Source organism: Klebsiella sp. JN_Kp127, assembly GCF_040062505.1.
Classification (GTDB): Bacteria; Pseudomonadota; Gammaproteobacteria; order Enterobacterales; family Enterobacteriaceae; genus Klebsiella; species Klebsiella quasipneumoniae.
Genome location: NZ_JBEAHS010000054.1, coordinates 134376 through 151329, shown reverse-complemented (window position 1 = coordinate 151329; position 16954 = coordinate 134376). Strand labels below are relative to the sequence as shown.

Here is a 16954-nt window from a genome sequence, read left to right as displayed (position 1 = left end):
CGCCCGCTTTCCTGGACAGCGCTTACGCTTTTGGTTTAAAGCGCAGCAGGCGGTTAGCGTTACTCACCACGGTAATCGACGACAGCGCCATCGCCGCGCCGGCGACCACCGGATTGAGTAGCGTGCCGGTCAGCGGCCAGAGGATCCCGGCGGCAATCGGGATGCCCAGCGAGTTGTAGACAAAGGCCCCCAGCAGGTTCTGCTTCATATTGCGTAAGGTCGCCTTCGAAATCGCCAGCGCATCGGCCACGCCGTGAAGACTATGGCGCATCAGGGTAATCGCCGCCGTTTCAATGGCGACATCGCTGCCGCCGCCCATGGCGATCCCGACATCCGCCTGCGCCAGCGCCGGGGCGTCGTTAATCCCATCGCCCACCATCGCCACTTTGTGCCCCTGGCTCTGCAGACGCTTAATGGCGTCGGCTTTACCGTCCGGCAGCACGCCGGCAATCACCTCATCAATGCCGGCTTCTTTGGCGATAGCATTCGCGGTAGTGGGGTTATCCCCGGTGAGCATCACCAGGCGGTAGCCCTGACGATGCAGGCGCGCCAGAGCGTCGACGCTGTCTTCGCGTAGCGGGTCACGGATGGCGAACAGCGCGGCCGCCTGACCATCTACCGCCAGCAGCACCGGCGTAGCCCCGCGCGAGGCCTGCGCCATCATCTCGCTTTCTATATCGCCGGTGGCGATATGTTGCTCGTTGAGCAGCGCCTGGTTACCGAGCAGCAGGCGATGGCCTTCCGCTTCGCCGCTGACGCCCAGGCCGCGCAGGGTGCGGAAGCCGCTCACTTCCGGCAACGGGCTGTCTCCGGCTTTATCAAGGATCGCTCGCGCCAGCGGATGGCTTGAACCCTGCTCGAGCGCGGCGGCAAGACGCAGCGCGGTCATCTCATCAACGTCTGCGAAAGTTTTCACCGCCACCACCTGCGGCTTGCCTTCGGTCAGGGTGCCGGTTTTATCGAATACCAGGGTGTCGAGTTCACTGGCGCGCTGCAGAGCATCGGCGTCGCGCACCAGTACGCCGTACTCCGCCGCCCGGCCAACGCCGGAGATAATCGACATCGGCGTCGCCAGGCCTAAGGCGCACGGACAGGCGATAATCAGTACCGTGGTGGCGATCACCAGGGTATAGACGATCTGCGGCGCCGGGCCGAAGAAGTACCAGATCGCAGCGCTAATCAGCGCAATGGCGACCACCGCCGGGACAAACACCGCGGAGATTTTATCCGCCAGCTGGCCGATCTCCGGCTTGCTGCTCTGCGCCTGGCGCACCATGCGGATAATACGCGCCAGCGTGGTCTGGCTGCCGACGGCGCTGGCGGTGAACAGCACGCTGCCGTCCTGCACTACGGTGCCGGCGTGAATGGCGTCGCCATCGCCTTTTTGCTGCGGTACCGGTTCGCCGGTGAGCATCGCTTCATCAAACCAGGCTTCCCCCTGGCTTATCACGCCGTCGACCGGGACGCGGTCGCCGGTCGTCAGGCGCAGCGTCATGCCGGCCTGAACTTCAGCGAGCGGCAGTTCTTTCTCGCCCTCGGGCGTGACGACCCGCGCCGAAGGCGGCGTCAGGTCGAGCAGTTTTTCCAGCGCTTTTGAGGAGCGCTGGCGGGCGCGGGCCTCCAGCATATGGCCGAGGTTAATCAGACCGATAATCATTGCGCTGGCTTCGTAATAGAGATGGCGGGCTTCCATCGGGAACCACTGTGGCCACAGGTTGACGCTCATCGAGTACAGCCAGGCGACGCCGGTACCGAGCGCCACCAGCGTATCCATGGTGGCGGTGCCGTTTTTCAGGCTTTTCCACGCGCTGCGGTAGAAGTGGCCGCCGGCGAAGACCATTACCGCCAGGGTGACGAGGCCGATGACCAGCCACAGCGAACGGTTGTCGTCGCTGACCATCATGTTATCGCCGATCATGCCCCAGACCATCACCGGCACGCCGACCAGCAGGGCGACAATCGCCTGCCAGCGAAAACGTTTCATGGTGGCGATGGCGGTTTCCTGCTGCCGTTCGCGGCGTTCCAGATCGTCCTCGATCGCCTCCGCGCCGTAGCCCGCTTTCTCCACCGCCTGCACTAATTCTGCGGCGGACGCACTGCCCATCACCAGCGCCGTGCGTTCCGCCAGGTTAACCCGCGCCTGTGAGACGCCCGGCACCGCGGCAAGCGCGTTCTGTACCCGGGAGACGCAGCTGGCGCAGCTCATGCCGTTGATCAGCAGCTGTTGACTGTCATCTTCGTCATGGGCTGCCGGAAGCTCAGGAGTGGCCGCTGTCAGTGCTTCCGACGGGATTGATGATTCTGCCAGCGGTTTAGCCTTTGGGTGGCTGAGCTCCGCGCCGTATCCGGCTTGTTTAACGGTTTCAATCAGCGCTTGTGCGCTGGCGCTGCCCGTCACATGGGCTTCAGTGAGGGTGACTTCCGCTTGCTCAACGTCAGGACGCTGCTCCAGACTCTCTTTCACGCGTTTAACGCAGTGGCCGCAGGAGAGGCCATCCAGCGTCAGGTCGATAGTGTTAGACATAAATAACTCCTGAATAATTTTCCGGTCAACGATTGACCAGAACCACTCTTTCATCGAGTATTAAGAAGGTTAAACCTTCCAGCAAGGGGAAGGTCAAGGAGAAAAAATGAATATCAGCGATGTGGCGAAAAAAACCGGCTTAACCAGCAAAGCGATTCGTTTTTACGAAGAGAAGGGGCTGGTGACGCCGCCGTTGCGGAGCGAAAACGGCTACCGCACCTACGGTCAGCAGCATCTCGATGAGCTGACGCTGCTGCGCCAGGCGCGGCAGGTGGGGTTTAATCTGGAAGAGTGCCGCGAGCTGGTGGCGCTATTCAACGACCCGTCACGGCACAGCGCCGATGTGAAAAAACGCACGCTGGAGAAAGTGGCGGATATCGAGAACCATATCCGCGAGCTGCAAAATATGCGCGCGCACCTGCTGGCGCTGGCTGAATCCTGCCCCGGCGACGACAGCGCGGAGTGCCCGATTATCGATAATCTTTCCGGCTGTTGTCATCGCAAGGCGCAGGCTTAATGCCGGGCTGGGTTGAGCATAAAGACCACCGTACCGCGATAGTAAGGGGAGCGTTGCAACTGGGTTTCCGCCAGTTTGTCGCGCCTACCGTTTTGGACCAGTCCGAGCTTGAACGGGATACGCAATCGGCTGAGCGCGGGCAGATAATCCTGATAATTCGCCACCGTGCGCCGTCCCTGGTAGCTTTGTACCACCAGTTCATCAACCGCCAGCGCATTGAGCGTGGCAATATCGCCGGTTTTGGCCCAGTCCAGCAGGCCAGTTACCCCCAGCGCGAATTCGGGCGGCAGCTGTTGGCGCAGTTGGCGTAAAAAGCGGGCGTAATCGGCGAGCTGATAAGTGCCGGCGTCAAAATCAATTTGCAAGCCAACCACCTGATTGCCCGCCGTCTGCCAACGTTGCATCAGGCGCACAATGCGCGGCACAATCGTCGGCGGCACATCAAGTGTGGTAAAGCGAACGGTAAGCCAGATTGAGGGAAATGTCAGGCGGCTCACCGGTAGGCCGAGGCGTTGAAATACCACCTCGCCCGCTTGCTTGAACACCTCGCCCTGATGCAGGTAGACCGTTTGCGCATTTCGCAGTTCGTCACTGGCCTTCACCCCGGACCACAGCCAGAAAGCGGAATGCTGGCACGCATCAACGCGCTCTGCCGCCTGCGCGTACCCGACCAGTAGCGCGATTACCAATAGTATTTGAGTTTTTGCGCCCACTGGCTTCCCGGATATTGCGTTTTCAACTGTGTGAACCAGCCTTTGCGCTGCAGCTTATCGACATCTTCGCCGCCGCACTCGTTGCTACCGGAGGGGGCGTAACAGAGGATCGCCCGGTACAGCGCATAGCTTTTGTCTTCCGGCTCCGCTTTCGGCGAGGTGATAATCTGCTGGTAATAGCTCTGGCGATCGTATTGCCCCAGAGGCTGCTGGCGATCGATGGCGTCCTCCAGTACATCGTTGCCGGCGGCATCTTTCCACAGATCGACATGCGTTTGGGTGGTGCGGAAGAACTCGCCGAGGCAGTTAAGCGCATGGGCATCATCGGCGTTTTTACTCAGTACAGCGACCGTATCATCAAGGCTCCGACAGGCATAACCTGCTTCAGTCGCCTTGCCGTTCCAGTCGAAGCTACTCAGGTTGACGTCGTTAAAGGCCTCGCTGATAACCGGTTGGGTAATGGCGCTGGCGAGCGTTTTGTCTTTCAGCCAGTCGCCAAAGCGATTCTCGGTGAGATCCCGCACCAGCAGCGTGTGCAGAGCGATGGTACGCTCTTCATTATTGGGGCCACTGACGGCCTGCTGGCGTAGCAATTCAGGCGAGGCCTGGGTTTTCAGCACGCGGGAGCGAAAGCGCAGGTTGGTCACCGGGCTATCGGCGGCAAAGATTGCCGCAGCGTTACCGCTGTAGACCAGCGTTGCAGCAAGCTTCGCCTGGATAAACTGTTGCTGTTCGCGGTCCTGGCTGAGTTGGAGCAGTTGCCGCCAAAAATCGACCGCTGCCGGCCACTGCTTTTGCGCCATTAGCGCTTCGCCGTAGAGGACCTGTTCGCTGAAGGCGAGAATATCGTGCGCCGGCAGCGTTTTCGCCGGCGTGACCGCCTGCAGGATGGCGGCATCGTTGCCCGTCACGTTCCATAGCTGCAGCTGTAGATTGCGCCACAGCGGCAGCTTTCCGCTCTTCTCAAACGCCGCTTTGCTGGCGTCCAGCTGCGCCTGGGTTAAGGCCGGTTTACTATCGGCATTCAGGCGCAGGGCGCGCAGAAGCTCGACATAACTAACCTGCGGCGCATCGGGGAATGCCGTCTGAACGGGTTGATCGTAGAACGGCATGCCGAAGACATTATCATATTCACTCACCAGACGACGCAGTTCTCCGGCATCGCTCGCCTGCTGGAAGGCCTGTTCATAGAGACCAGCCAACTGCGGCCACGCCTGCAGATACCAGTTAATGCGGCGCAACATGTTGCGCGCGGAATCGGCATACACCCCTGTTGGCCAGCGCTGCAAGTAAGTTTGCGCCTCTTTTTGCGCCAGGGCGGCATCTTCACGATTGATGCGTGCGATATCAAAATCGCCGTACTGCCCAACGCTGTTCTGGCTACTCTTGTTGAGCGCCGTGCGCATCAGCATATATTGCGCGGTCTCGGCCAGCCAGGGTTGCTTACTTTCCAGCAACAAGGTGAAATCCTGGGTCGCGGCGGTGAAATTGCCGCCATAGAAGTGGGCGATGCCGGAAAGGTAATAAGCGAATAAGTCGGCGTCCGTATCTGCCGGGAAGCTATTGAGAATATCAAGGACTGCGGTGATATTGGCGCCATAAAACAGTTTCAACCGCGCCAGCGCCAGGTCATGACGCTGCTGTGGCGTCACAGAGGGGGCGGCCAGCAGGGCGGTGTTGAACTGGCTGACGGCGGCAAGGGTGTTGCTGACAAAGCGGTTTTCCAGTTCATCGTCGGAGGTTCCCAGCCGTTCAGCCGAATCGGCTGGCATCACCTGTGCGGGATCGATATTCAGCGCCGCCATTTGTCGGGTAAAGGTTTCGTCTTCGCTTTGCGCAGGCGGTGCGGCAGGCGGCGGCGCGCTATCCCACTCAGGATGATAAGCGAAGTAAACCTCGCGTGAGCGGCTGACATCGGCGGGAATGTTCTGAACGGGCAGGGCGAAAGATTTCTCTTCGCTCAGCAGGCGCAGCAGGTTGTCGCGCGAGTCGTTTCCCGGCGTCAATACAGGGTCGCCTTTTAGCAGACACAGCGTGTCGCTCCAGGAGCAATCTTCGATATCAGAAGAAGCAAACGCCTGAGGGGCCGCCACCAGCAGAGCGCACAGTGTAAGATTAAAGGTTGTCTTCCTGACCATAACGGATGTCCTGTGAAATGATTATCGTGAAACGACTCTAATATGGAGCGTAATCCCTTCGACGGCGACCACTTCGACCTTGCTGCCCGCGGCGAGGTCTTCGTCAGCAATTACCGGCCAGGAGCTGTCGCCCACGCGCACGTGGCCGCGGCCGTTTACCAGCGGGGTATCCAGCGTCAGACGGCGGCCAATCAGCTGTAGCCCGCGCTGGTTGAGTTGAGCATCGGCAGGACGCTGCAGTTTGACGCGCTTGCGCAGCCACTTCGGCCACAGCCACGCCGCCAGCAGAGTGAGGACGGCAAACAGCGTGCCTTGCCATTCCCAGCTCAGCGGCAGGAGCCAGGTCAGGGCGCCGGTCACCACGCCGGCGACGCCGCTCCATAGCAGGTATCCGCTGCCGCCCAGCATCTCGGCCGCCAGCAGCAGCCCGCCGAGGCTAAGCCAGAACAGATGGGGGTGGGCGAGGATCATGTCGATCATGATTTTTTCCGATCGCCAGCGCCTTCTTTGATCAGCTCGCTGATCCCGGCGATCGATCCCATCAGGCTGCTGGCATCCAGCGGCATCAGCACCACTTTACTGTTGTTGGCGGCGCCAATCTGCTGCAGCGCATCGGTGTATTTCTGCGCCACGAAGTAGTTGATCGCCTGAATATCGCCTGAGGCGATCGCCGAGGAGACCATCTGGGTGGCGCGGGCTTCCGCTTCAGCGGAGCGCTCGCGGGCCTCCGCCTGCAGGAACGCGGACTGCCGCTCGCCCTCCGCCTTGAGGATCTGCGACTGCTTTTCCCCTTCCGCTTTCAGTATTTCCGCCTGACGCACCCCTTCGGCCTCGAGAATATAAGCGCGCTTGGTTCGTTCGGCTTTCATCTGGGCGTTCATCGAGGCGATAAGCTCCGCCGGTGGGCGAACGTCGCGAATTTCGACGCGGGTGATTTTCACCCCCCACGGGTTGGTGGCGTCGTCAACGATATGCAGCAGACGGGTGTTAATGCTGTCGCGCTGGGAGAGCATTTCGTCCAGCTCCATCGAGCCGAGCACGGTACGGATGTTGGTCATCGTCAGGTTGACGATCGCCTGCTCAAGGTTGCTGACCTCGTAGGCGGCCTTTGGCGCGTCAACCACCTGAATAAAGCAAACGGCGTCGATAGTGACGTTGGCGTTATCCCGGGAGATCACCTCCTGTGACGGGATGTCGAGCACCTGCTCCATCATGTTCACTTTGCGGCCGATGCGGTCCATAAACGGCACGACTAAGCTTAATCCCGGCTGCAGCGTCTGGGTAAAACGCCCGAAGCGCTCCACCGTCCACTGGTAGCCCTGCGGGACGATTTTCACCGCCGCGGCCACAATGACCAGCGCGACGAAAATAAGGATAGGAATAAAAATCAGCATCAAAAACCTCCTGTCTTGTTGCCTGGTGGGGCGCTACAAGGAAATAGCGCATGTTTAAATTGAGTATATCTTTCTCCTCATCCTGGAGAAAGGAAAGTGGGGTAAACTAGCGGTGTTTCAGAAAATAATCAGGAAGACTCATGAAGGAAAATAACGCGCTTTTGCGTCTCGAGGATGTGGGATTTAAGACCGACGACGCAGTTATTTTACATAATATCAACCTTCAGCTCAGACCCGGGGAATTCAAGTTGATTACCGGGCCTTCCGGCTGCGGGAAAAGCACCTTGCTGAAAATTATCGCCTCGCTGCTCAGCCCGACCTCCGGACGTCTGTTTTTCGATGATGCCGATGTCGCGACGCTGTCGCCGGAAAGGTATCGCCAGCAGGTCTCTTATTGTGCGCAGACGCCGGCGCTGTTCGGGGATTCGGTTTACGATAACCTGATTTTTCCGTGGCAGATCCGTAATAAACAACCGGATCCGCAGGCGCTGGTGGCCGATCTGCAGCGCTTTGGTCTTGGCGAAAATATGCTGGAAAAATCGATTAACGAACTGTCGGGCGGTGAAAAGCAGCGCGTATCGCTGATTCGCAATTTACAATTTCTGCCGCGCGTGCTGCTGCTGGACGAAATTACCAGCGCGCTGGATGACAGTAATAAACAGAATGTGAATGACATTATTCATGGCTACGCGACGGAAAAACAGGTCGCTGTTCTATGGGTCACCCACGATCGCAATGAAATTTCGCATGCCGATGAAGTAATTACGCTGCAACCTGCCGGCGGAAACATGCAGGAGGCACAGCATGAACGGGCATAACATTACAAACGAATCGCTGGCGCTGTCGATGGTGCTGGTGCTGATCGCTATTCTGGTGAGCTATCGGGAAAAGCTGGCGCTGGAAAAAGATATTCTCTGGAGCATCTGCCGGGCGATCGTGCAGCTGATTATCGTCGGCTATGTGCTGAAATATATCTTTAACGTCAACCATGCGGTTCTGACGCTGTTGATGGTGCTGTTTATCTGCTTTAACGCGGCGTGGAATGCCAAAAAGCGCAGTAAATATATCGATAAGGCGTTTGTCTCGTCATTTATCGCCATCACCACCGGCGCTGGGCTGACGCTGGCGGTGCTGGTGTTCTCCGGCTCGATAGCCTTCGTGCCGATGCAAGTGATCCCGATTGCCGGGATGGTGGCCGGGAACGCCATGGTGGCGGTGGGGCTGTGCTACAACAATATGGGCCAGCGCTTCAGCAGCGAGCAGCAGCAGATTCAGGAGAAGCTCAGCCTCGGCGCGACGCCGAAGATGGCCTCGGCGCGGCTGATCCGCGACAGCATCCGCGCGTCATTGATTCCCACCGTCGATTCAGCGAAAACGGTCGGCCTGGTGAGTTTGCCAGGGATGATGTCGGGACTAATTTTTGCCGGTATTGACCCGGTGAAGGCGATTAAGTACCAGATCATGGTAACTTTTATGCTGCTGTCGACCGCCAGCCTGTCGACGATTATCGCCGGCTATCTGACCTACCGGAAGTTCTTCAACGCCCGCCATCAGCTGGTGGTGACGCAGCTGAAAAAACGCCCGTGAACGATCCCGGGTTGCGGCGTTCACGCCTCACCCGGGTTACTAAGGCTGCGTTGCGCCTCGTTCGCATAGCCCGGATAGCGCAGCGCTATCCGGGGCAGGCAACGAATTAGTACAGCAGCGAATAGAGCTGACGGCGGTATTTGGCGGCCAGCGCATCGCCGGTACCGAGGGCGGCGAGGATCTCCTGCAGCATCTTGCGCGCCTGGCCGTCGCCGGCGCCTAAATCCTTCTGCAGATGGCTGAACAGCAGCGCCAGCGCTTCTTCGTTACGCCCGACCTGATGCAGCTGTAGTGCCAGCTGGGAGGCCAGCAGCGCATCCTCCGGATTCTGTTCCACCTGCTGCTGCAGCTGCTGGATTTCCGGCGTGTCGGCGGCCTGTTTGAGCAGCTCAATCTGCGCCACCAGACCCTGATAGTGGGTATCCTGATCCTGCAGCGGGATGGTTTTCAGCACGCTTTCCGCTTCATCGGAACGGTGCAGGGCAATCAGCGTTTCCGCCAGCAGCAGGCCAATCTGGCTCTCCTGATTCGACAGCTGCCAGGCTTCCTTCAGCAGCGGCAGGGCATCGGCGTATTTTTCTTCCTGCATCAGGGCCAGCGCCTGCTGAGCTTTCAGCTCCTCTTCGCGGGGCAGGACTTTATCCAGCAGGGCGCGGATCGCTTCTTCCGGCTGCGGGCCTTCAAAACCGTCCACCGGCTGGCCGTTCTGGAACAGATAAACCGTAGGGATGGCGCGCAGACCAAACTGTGAAGCGAGCATCTGCTCAGCGTCGCAATCGACCTTCGCCAGCGTAAACTGGCCATTGTATTGCGCGGCCAGACGCTCAAGAACCGGGGTCAGCTGTTCGCAGTGCTGGCTGCGGGCAGACCAGAAGTAAAACAGCACCGGGACGTTCATAGACTGCTGTAGCGTCTGCTGCAGGTTCGCTTCGCTAATGTTGACAATATTCTGTTCGGACATGGGCATTTCTCGTTAGTCGATTTCTGTTTTACATGGGGGCGGCATTCCGCGCTTCAACTCAGCCGTGGATAATTTTGTCCATCGCGCGGGCTGGCAGCAGGCGTTTGAGCAGCGCCACCGCGTGGGTGACCAGGGTGACCGGGTAGCGCAGCTTCGGCTTATCGCTGGTAAAAGCGTGGCGCACTTTTTCCACCACCGCCTCCGGCCCGAGGGTAAAACGGGCGGCGATGCCCGGGTTTTCAACGGGCTTGTCGCTTTGCGTCTGGTTGACGTTATCGGTAAAGCGGGTGCGGATCGGGCCCGGTTCAATCAGGCTGACCTGAATACCGCTGTGGCGCAGCTCCATGCGCAGCGCATCGGACCATGCCTCAAGGGCATATTTGCTGGCGGCGTAGGCCCCGCGGCCGGGGCTGGCGATAAGCCCCATCACCGAGGAGGTCATCACGATGCGCCCTTCGCCGTGCGGGGTCATCGCCGGCAGCAGCAGCATGGTGAGCTGATGGGCGCCAAAAAAGTTGGCGGAAAACTGCTGTTCCATCTGCTGGCGGCTGATGGTGTTCAGCGGGCCATAGACGCCGTATCCGGCGTTATTGAACAGGCCGTAGAGACGATTATCGGTCAGCGCAATCACCTCCGCCGCCGCGCGCTCCACGCTCTGCGGGTCGTCCAGATCGAGCAAAATACCGGTTAGCCCCAGCTCCTGCATCCGCGCCACATCCTCCGCTTTGCGGCAGGCTGCCAGCACGCGAAAGCCCTCGCGGGTTAAATCCAGCGCGCTTTCCAGACCAATTCCGCTGGAACAGCCTGTCACTAAAACCGTTTTTTGCATAACTTTACCTGTCAGCGACCCCTGGCGTTCAGGAGTCATGATTAACTAAGGGAGCCAGCCGGTTCGCCATCCAGTCGGCGATAAACGGCTGCGCGTCGCGATTCGGGTGAATGCCGTCGTCCTGCATCCACTGGGGTTTCAGATACACCTCCTCCATAAAAAAGGGCAGGAGAGGAATAGCGAACTCTTTGGCCAGGGCCGGGTAAATCGCGCCGAAGGCTTCATTATAGCGGCGGCCATAGTTCGCCGGCAGGTGAATTTGCATCAGCAGCGGCTCGGCGTTGGCCGCTTTGATCGTCTGAATGATGGTGCGCAGCGTCTGCTCGGTCTGCTGCGGCGGAAAGCCGCGCAGCCCGTCGTTGCCGCCGAGCTCAACCAGCACCCAGCGCGGCTGATGCTGCTTAAGCAGCGCTGGCAGACGGGCCAGTCCCTGCTGGGAGGTATCGCCGCTGATGCTGGCGTTCACCACCGGCGTTTTCGCCTGCCACTTCTCATTGAGCAGCGCAGGCCACGCGGCGTTGGCCGCCATCCGATAGCCAGCGCTCAGGCTGTCGCCGAGGATCAGCAGTGTGTCCGCCGCCATCGCGCGGCAGGTAAACAGGAACAAAAACAGGAAAGGCACATGCCAGCGGAAAACATACTTGAAGTTCATCATCTTAAGAAGTCCGTCGGTCAGGGGGAGCATCAGCTCACCATCCTTACCGGAGTTGAGCTGGTTGTCAAACCGCGGCAGACCATCGCCCTGATCGGCGAGTCGGGCTCTGGTAAATCGACCCTGTTGGCGATCCTCGCCGGCCTGGACGATGGCAGCAGCGGGGAAGTATCGATGCTGGGCAAACCGCTGCATCGGATGGATGAGGAGGCGCGGGCGGCGCTGCGGGCGCAGCACGTCGGTTTTGTATTTCAGTCGTTTATGCTGATCCCAACGCTCAACGCCCTGGAGAACGTCGAGCTGCCGGCGCTGCTGCGCGGCGCCAGCGATAGCCAGAGCCGGGGCGATGCCCGGGCGCTGCTTGAGCAGCTGGGGCTTGGCAAACGCCTGCACCACCTGCCGGCGCAGCTCTCCGGCGGCGAACAGCAGCGGGTGGCGCTGGCCCGGGCCTTCAATGGGCGTCCGGCCATTCTGTTCGCCGATGAGCCCACCGGCAACCTCGATCGCCAGACCGGGGACAAAATTGCCGATCTGCTGTTCTCGCTTAATCGCGAACACGGCACCACCCTGATCCTCGTCACTCACGATCCGCTGCTGGCGGCGCGCTGCGACCGCCGTCTGCGCCTGGTGGATGGCCAGCTGCGGGAGGAAGCATGATCGCCCGCTGGTTCTGGCGCGAATGGTGCTCGCCGTCGCTGCTGATCGTCTGGCTGGCGTTAAGCCTCGCCGTGGCCTGCGTGCTGGCCCTGGGGTCGATAAGCGATCGAATGGAGAAAGGTCTCAGCCAGCAAAGCCGTGAGTTTATGGCGGGCGACCGGACGTTGCGCAGTTCGCGCGAGGTGCCCGCTGAGTGGATCGCGCAAGCGCGGAAGTCAGGGCTGAGCGTCGGCGAACAGCTGAGCTTCGCCACCATGACCTTTGCGGGCGATACGCCGCAGCTGGCGGACGTCAAGGCAGTGGATGACCGCTATCCGCTGTATGGCACTCTCGAGACGCAGCCGCCGGGGCTGAAGCCCCGGGCGGGCAGCGTCCTGCTGGCGCCAAGGTTGATGGCGCTGCTGAACCTGAAAACCGGCGATACGATTGACGTTGGCGACGCCACGCTGCGCATTGCCGGGGAAGTGATTCAGGAGCCGGATGCGGGGTTTAACCCCTTCCAGATGGCGCCGCGGCTGATGATGAATATGGCCGACGTGGCAAAGACCGGCGCCGTGCAGCCCGGTAGTCGCGTCGCATGGCGATATAAGTTCGCCGGCGACGCTGAACAGCTGGCCCGTTATGAGCAGTGGCTGCTGCCGAAACTCGGCCCGGAGCATCGCTGGATTGGTCTTGAACAGGACGACAGCGCGCTGGGCAAATCCCTCGAACGCTCGCAGCAATTCCTGTTGTTATCCGCGCTGTTGACGCTGCTGCTGGCCGTCGCGGCGGTGGCCGTGGCGATGGGCCACTACTGCCGCAGCCGCTACGATCTGGTCGCCATACTCAAGACGCTGGGCGCCGGACGGGCGCAGCTGCGCAAGCTGATTGTCGGTCAGTGGCTGCTGCTGCTGGCGCTGTCGGTGATAACCGGCGGGGTGGCGGGGCTGGCGCTGGAGCGCCTGCTGCTGCTGGTGCTCAAACCGGTTCTTCCCGCCGCGCTCCCGCCGGCCAGCGGCTGGCCGTGGCTGTGGGCGGTGGGCGCGACCGGCGTGATTTCCCTGCTGGTGGGCCTGCGGCCGTATCGGCTGCTGCTGGCGACCCTGCCGCTGCGAGTGCTGCGCCAGGACGTGGTGGCCAGCGTCTGGCCGTTAAAAATCTGGATCCCGACGGTCAGCGCCGTGGTGGTGGGCCTGCTGGCGTGGCTGATGGGCGGCAGTCCGCTGCTGTGGTCAGTGCTGGCCGGGGCGGTGGTGCTGGCGTTGCTGTGCGGCCTGGTGGGTTGGGGATTGCTGTGGCTGCTCAAACGCCTGACGCTCAGAGCCTTGCCGCTGCGTCTGGCGGTGAATCGCCTGCTGCGCCAGCCTTGGTCGACCCTCAGCCAGCTGGCGGCGTTTTCCCTGTCGTTTATGCTGCTGGCGCTCCTGCTGGTGCTGCGCGGCGATCTGCTCGACCGCTGGCAGCAGCAGCTGCCCCCGGAGAGCCCGAACTACTTCCTGATCAATATCGCCCCTGAGCAGATAATGCCGGTGAAGACCTTCCTCGCCGAACATCAGACGCGGGCGGCGGAATTCTATCCGATCGTCCGGGCTCGTCTGACGCAGATCAACGGCCAGTCCACGGACGGGAATAAAGACGAAGCGCTGAATCGCGAGCTTAATCTCACCTGGAGCGAACAGCGTCCGGATCATAATCCGCTGGTGGCCGGCAGCTGGCCGCCGAAGCAGGGCGAGGTATCGATTGAGGAGGGGCTGGCGCAGCGATTGGGAGTGACAATCGGCGATACGGTGACCTTTAACGGCGATACGCAGGAGTTCAGCGCGAAGGTGAGCAGCGTGCGCAAAGTCGACTGGGAGAGCCTGCGGCCAAACTTCTTCTTTATTTTCCCCACCGGGGCGCTGGACGGGCAGCCGCAGAGCTGGCTCACCAGCTTCCGCTGGGATAACGGTCCTGCGATGTTGACCCAGCTGAACCGCGAGTTTCCCACCGTCAGTCTGCTGGATATTGGCGCTATCCTGCGCCAGGTCGGCCAGGTGCTCTCCCAGGTCAGCCGGGCGCTGGAGGTGATGGTGGGCCTGGTGACGGCCTGCGGCGTGCTGCTGTTGCTGGCGCAGGTGCAGGTCGGTATGCGTCAGCGTCATCAGGAGCTGGTGGTCTGGCGCACGCTGGGGGCCGGGAAATCGCTGCTGCGCGGCACGCTGTGGGCGGAGTTTGCCCTGTTGGGGCTGGTCTCCGGCCTGGTGGCGGCGATAGGCGCCGAAGTGGCGCTGGCGATGCTGCAGACCAAAGTCTTTGATTTTCCCTGGGCGCCGGACTGGCGGCTGTGGGTGATGCTGCCGATGACGGGAGCGGTGTTGTTATCCCTGTGCGGCGGCGGGCTGGGGCTGCGTTTATTAAAAGGGAAAGCGCTATTCCGTCAGTTTAGCCAGTAAGAATATTACATGTTGATGATGCGCCGCCGTTTTTGGCGGCGCTTTTATTTTAAGCGCACAAATTGATAAACCATTGATTTTTAAGCGCACAAAACATTAAAAACCCAGCAACACGCTGTGCTGATTCGCGGTTAATATTCAACTGGAAAATATAAGGTTGCTTATTAATCAAGGAAAAACTATGGCACACACAATAAAAACGCTGGCGATCTCGATCGGCGCAGCATTAGCGTTAACGTCATTGGCTGCCCACGCGGAGATCACCCTGCTAAAACAGGATCCGCAGGCGGGGGATCCGTTAAGCCGGCTTAACTTTACCGTCGGCGGAAGTATCCGCCCGCAGTTCAACATGATGACCGGCGACGGGGATAAAGGCTCCTATAAGCGCAACGGTTTTGACGGCGGCACCCGCTTCCGTTTCGCCGCGGATTACTATCTGTTCGATGATATTAGCTGGATCAGCTACTACGAGCTGGGGGTGAATATTCCGGCGCTGTTCGACTGGGATAATCACTACGCGGAAGGGGCGAACAATACCACCCGCCGCATGCTGTATACCGGCCTGAAAAGCGATACCTGGGGGACGTTAACCTACGGTCAGCAAAACAGTATTTACTATGATGTGGTCGGGGTGAAAACCGATATCTGGGACTACGATATGATTGCCCAGGCGCCGGGCAACGGTATTAACGGCGATTACGATGGTTCTTATCGTTCCCGTAATATGCTGAAATATAAGAAAACCGTTGGCGATGTCGATCTTTACGGCTCCTATCTGTTCGAAGACAGCGAATACCTGCCGGGTAATGGTCTGCGCTATAAACGTAAAGGCGGCGGTTCTGTTGGCGCGGACTACCACATCATGAAGGATCTGACCTGGGGGACCGCGTGGAACTACACCCGCGCCGAAATGCGCGACCCGTCAAGTTCCGACAGCAAAACCTATGACCAGAACATCGTCGGTACTGCGCTGAGCTGGACCCCGGATCACTGGACTTTCTCCTTTGGCGGCGGCTGGTATCAGAACTTCCTCACTACCAAAAAAACCGATGTCCATAATTACTTCGCCGGCGACGCCTGGGGGATTGAATATTTTGCGGGCTATAAATTCCCGATCAATCAATATGCCGTTAAATCTATTCAGCCGTACTTTATGGGCGACCGCCTGGAATATGTGAACGGCCGTAACTACCAGCGTATTGATAACGGTCTGGGGATCAGCTTCCAGCTGGATTATGGTTTCCGCGTTGACTACGAGCACGTGTTTACCTCCAGCACCGACAACCTGGGCGATATGAACCTGGTGCGTCTGCGCTACGACTTCTAAGCGGTAACCATTCCCCGGTGACGCTGCGCTTACCGGGGCTACAGGTTCACCGCCGTCTGCGGACCCGTAGCGCGGCTAAGGCGTTTACGCCGCAAGCCGGGACAAGAGAGGGTGTGATTACTCCGCCAGCCAGGCGGCGACCTCCTGCCAGTTGCCGCGAAAAATAATCTTCCCGGCTTTTTTCCCCAACTGATAGCGATACATCGGGTCGTAGTATTCTTCCAGCAGCGGCACCAGCCAGGCGAAGTGCGCCTCGGTGCTGGTGGTGCGCTGCTGCTGCGCCAGCGCCTCATCGAGGCGTTCAGTGAGCTGAGCAAAACGCTGCAGTCCCAGGCGACGGCGGATGGCGAACAGGCCGTGATGCAGATACTCGCCATATGCCTGCCAGCCTTTCTCTTCGCCATAGGCGGCGATAAAGTCGCGATACATGCGATCGAAATACTCCTCGCGCAGCCGTTCGAGGCGAATGTCAAACGGATCTTCCACCACCGCCAGCGGCGATTGCGCCATGCGGATGCGCAGGCACTCCGGCAGATGGTTGGCGCCGATCATGTGGCCTTCATCTTCCAGCACCCAGCGAGTCTGCTGTTCGGCTTTTTTGAGCAGGCTAACCGCCAGATGGTTTTCAAAGGTGGCCTGCGGATGCTGCGGCTGTAGCGTGCGGCCAAACGAAGAGCCGCGGTGGTGGGCATGGCCTTCCAGATCGATACCGTCCGGGCGCGAGCAAACCAGCTGGGTTTTGCCGTTGCCGGTGCAGCCGCCAATCAGCACGATCGGTCGCTGTACCAGCGCGTCGGTGGCCTGGATCGCCGCCTGGCGTAGCGCTTTATAGCCGCCGACGATCAGGGGGTAATCCACACCAGCTTCTTTCAGCCACTGCTGGACGATATGCGAGCGCTGGCCGCCGCGAGCGCAGCACAGGAAACCGTGCGGGTAACGGGCGCACGCTTCCAGCCAGGCCTGGATCCGGCTGGCGCGCAGGTCGCCCTGGACCAGCTTATGGCCGAGCGCCAGCGCCGCTTCCGGCCCCTGGCGCTTGTAGCAGGTGCCGACCGCGGCGCGTTCTTCATCATTCATCAGCGGCAGGTTGATCGCCGCCGGCATCGCGCTTTGGCTAAACTCCACCGGGGCGCGCACGTCAATCAGTGGCGTATCGCTGGCGAGAATGGCGCGATAATCCGTCCCATTGGTCATGGGGTATCCTCTGAAGTCAAAACAGAAATGGGCTTTACAGCAAGGGGGGA

Annotated in this window: 16 protein-coding genes; 6 read left to right on the top strand and 10 right to left on the bottom strand. The window is 60.1% G+C overall.

Annotation, left to right across the window (positions count from 1 at the left end):
- Positions 1–22 precede the first annotated feature (22 nt).
- On the bottom strand, positions 23–2524 hold the full coding sequence (copA, locus tag ABLV04_RS24795; protein WP_180266067.1) for a copper-exporting P-type ATPase CopA: 2502 nt from the start codon (positions 2522–2524) through the stop codon (positions 23–25).
- Positions 2525–2630: 106 nt separating this feature from the next.
- Between copA and cueR the strand changes: the two genes are divergently transcribed.
- Positions 2631–3041: a Cu(I)-responsive transcriptional regulator gene (cueR, locus tag ABLV04_RS24790; RefSeq protein WP_004204725.1), complete on the top strand. Its 411-nt coding sequence runs from the start codon at positions 2631–2633 to the stop codon at positions 3039–3041.
- On the opposite strand, the gene ABLV04_RS24785 is transcribed toward cueR, so the two are convergent.
- Genes ABLV04_RS24785 through ABLV04_RS24770 form a run of 4 tightly spaced genes read right to left on the bottom strand, consistent with a single transcriptional unit; the run spans position 3038 to position 7286 of the window.
- The gene (locus tag ABLV04_RS24785; protein ID WP_048334205.1) at positions 3038–3754 is read right to left on the bottom strand and encodes a DUF3142 domain-containing protein; all 717 of its coding nucleotides are present in this window, start codon (positions 3752–3754) and stop codon (positions 3038–3040) included. The genes cueR and ABLV04_RS24785 overlap by 4 nt on opposite strands.
- Positions 3724–5892 (bottom strand): hypothetical protein, encoded by a 2169-nt coding sequence (locus tag ABLV04_RS24780; RefSeq protein WP_147733621.1) that lies wholly within the window; start codon positions 5890–5892, stop codon positions 3724–3726. Before ABLV04_RS24780 ends, ABLV04_RS24785 begins: the two co-directional genes overlap by 31 nt.
- 21 nt (positions 5893–5913) lie before the next feature.
- Complete coding sequence (locus tag ABLV04_RS24775) at positions 5914–6372, bottom strand: NfeD family protein (RefSeq protein WP_348816260.1); 459 nt, start codon at positions 6370–6372, stop codon at positions 5914–5916.
- Complete coding sequence (locus ABLV04_RS24770; RefSeq protein ID WP_004204723.1) at positions 6369–7286, bottom strand: SPFH domain-containing protein; 918 nt, start codon at positions 7284–7286, stop codon at positions 6369–6371. Before ABLV04_RS24770 ends, ABLV04_RS24775 begins: the two co-directional genes overlap by 4 nt.
- A 140-nt stretch (positions 7287–7426) precedes the next feature.
- Between ABLV04_RS24770 and fetA the strand changes: the two genes are divergently transcribed.
- Both fetA and fetB read left to right on the top strand, forming a co-directional pair.
- Positions 7427–8104: an iron ABC transporter ATP-binding protein FetA gene (fetA, locus tag ABLV04_RS24765; RefSeq protein ID WP_023288661.1), complete on the top strand. Its 678-nt coding sequence runs from the start codon at positions 7427–7429 to the stop codon at positions 8102–8104.
- A complete protein-coding gene (gene fetB / locus ABLV04_RS24760) occupies positions 8091–8873 on the top strand; it encodes an iron export ABC transporter permease subunit FetB (RefSeq protein ID WP_004204721.1) in 783 nt (260 codons plus the stop codon). Before fetA ends, fetB begins: the two co-directional genes overlap by 14 nt.
- A gap of 106 nt (positions 8874–8979) precedes the next feature.
- On the opposite strand, the gene ABLV04_RS24755 is transcribed toward fetB, so the two are convergent.
- The 3 genes from ABLV04_RS24755 to tesA are packed head-to-tail and all read right to left on the bottom strand — an operon-like array spanning position 8980 to position 11315.
- On the bottom strand, positions 8980–9834 hold the full coding sequence (locus tag ABLV04_RS24755; RefSeq protein ID WP_023288662.1) for a co-chaperone YbbN: 855 nt from the start codon (positions 9832–9834) through the stop codon (positions 8980–8982).
- 58 nt (positions 9835–9892) lie between these two features.
- Positions 9893–10702, bottom strand: a complete 810-nt coding sequence (locus ABLV04_RS24750; RefSeq protein ID WP_072096484.1) for an SDR family oxidoreductase — start codon at positions 10700–10702, stop codon at positions 9893–9895.
- The gene (tesA, locus tag ABLV04_RS24745; RefSeq protein WP_050533146.1) at positions 10692–11315 is read right to left on the bottom strand and encodes a multifunctional acyl-CoA thioesterase I/protease I/lysophospholipase L1; all 624 of its coding nucleotides are present in this window, start codon (positions 11313–11315) and stop codon (positions 10692–10694) included. Before tesA ends, ABLV04_RS24750 begins: the two co-directional genes overlap by 11 nt.
- On the opposite strand from tesA, the gene ybbA reads away from it, so the two are divergent.
- Together ybbA and ybbP are read left to right on the top strand one after the other, a co-directional pair.
- Entirely contained in the window at positions 11286–11972 is a 687-nt protein-coding gene (gene ybbA / locus ABLV04_RS24740) for a putative ABC transporter ATP-binding protein YbbA (protein WP_032454210.1), read from the top strand. The genes tesA and ybbA overlap by 30 nt on opposite strands.
- Positions 11969–14383 carry a putative ABC transporter permease subunit YbbP gene (gene ybbP / locus ABLV04_RS24735; protein WP_147733624.1) on the top strand — a complete coding sequence of 805 codons (2415 nt, stop codon included), beginning with the start codon at positions 11969–11971 and terminating at the stop codon, positions 14381–14383. Before ybbA ends, ybbP begins: the two co-directional genes overlap by 4 nt.
- On the opposite strand, the gene ABLV04_RS24730 is transcribed toward ybbP, so the two are convergent.
- The gene (locus ABLV04_RS24730) at positions 14360–14473 is read right to left on the bottom strand and encodes a hypothetical protein (RefSeq protein WP_032428640.1); all 114 of its coding nucleotides are present in this window, start codon (positions 14471–14473) and stop codon (positions 14360–14362) included. The two genes, ybbP and ABLV04_RS24730, sit on opposite strands and share 24 nt — an antisense overlap.
- 91 nt (positions 14474–14564) lie before the next feature.
- Here ABLV04_RS24730 and ABLV04_RS24725 point away from each other — a divergent pair, with 91 nt between their 5' ends.
- Positions 14565–15710, top strand: coding sequence for a porin (locus ABLV04_RS24725; protein WP_180266069.1), 1146 nt, complete (start codon positions 14565–14567; stop codon positions 15708–15710).
- A 117-nt stretch (positions 15711–15827) separates the two neighbouring features.
- On the opposite strand, the gene mnmH is transcribed toward ABLV04_RS24725, so the two are convergent.
- On the bottom strand, positions 15828–16904 hold the full coding sequence (gene mnmH / locus ABLV04_RS24720; RefSeq protein WP_180266070.1) for a tRNA 2-selenouridine(34) synthase MnmH: 1077 nt from the start codon (positions 16902–16904) through the stop codon (positions 15828–15830).
- Positions 16905–16954 lie beyond the last annotated feature (50 nt).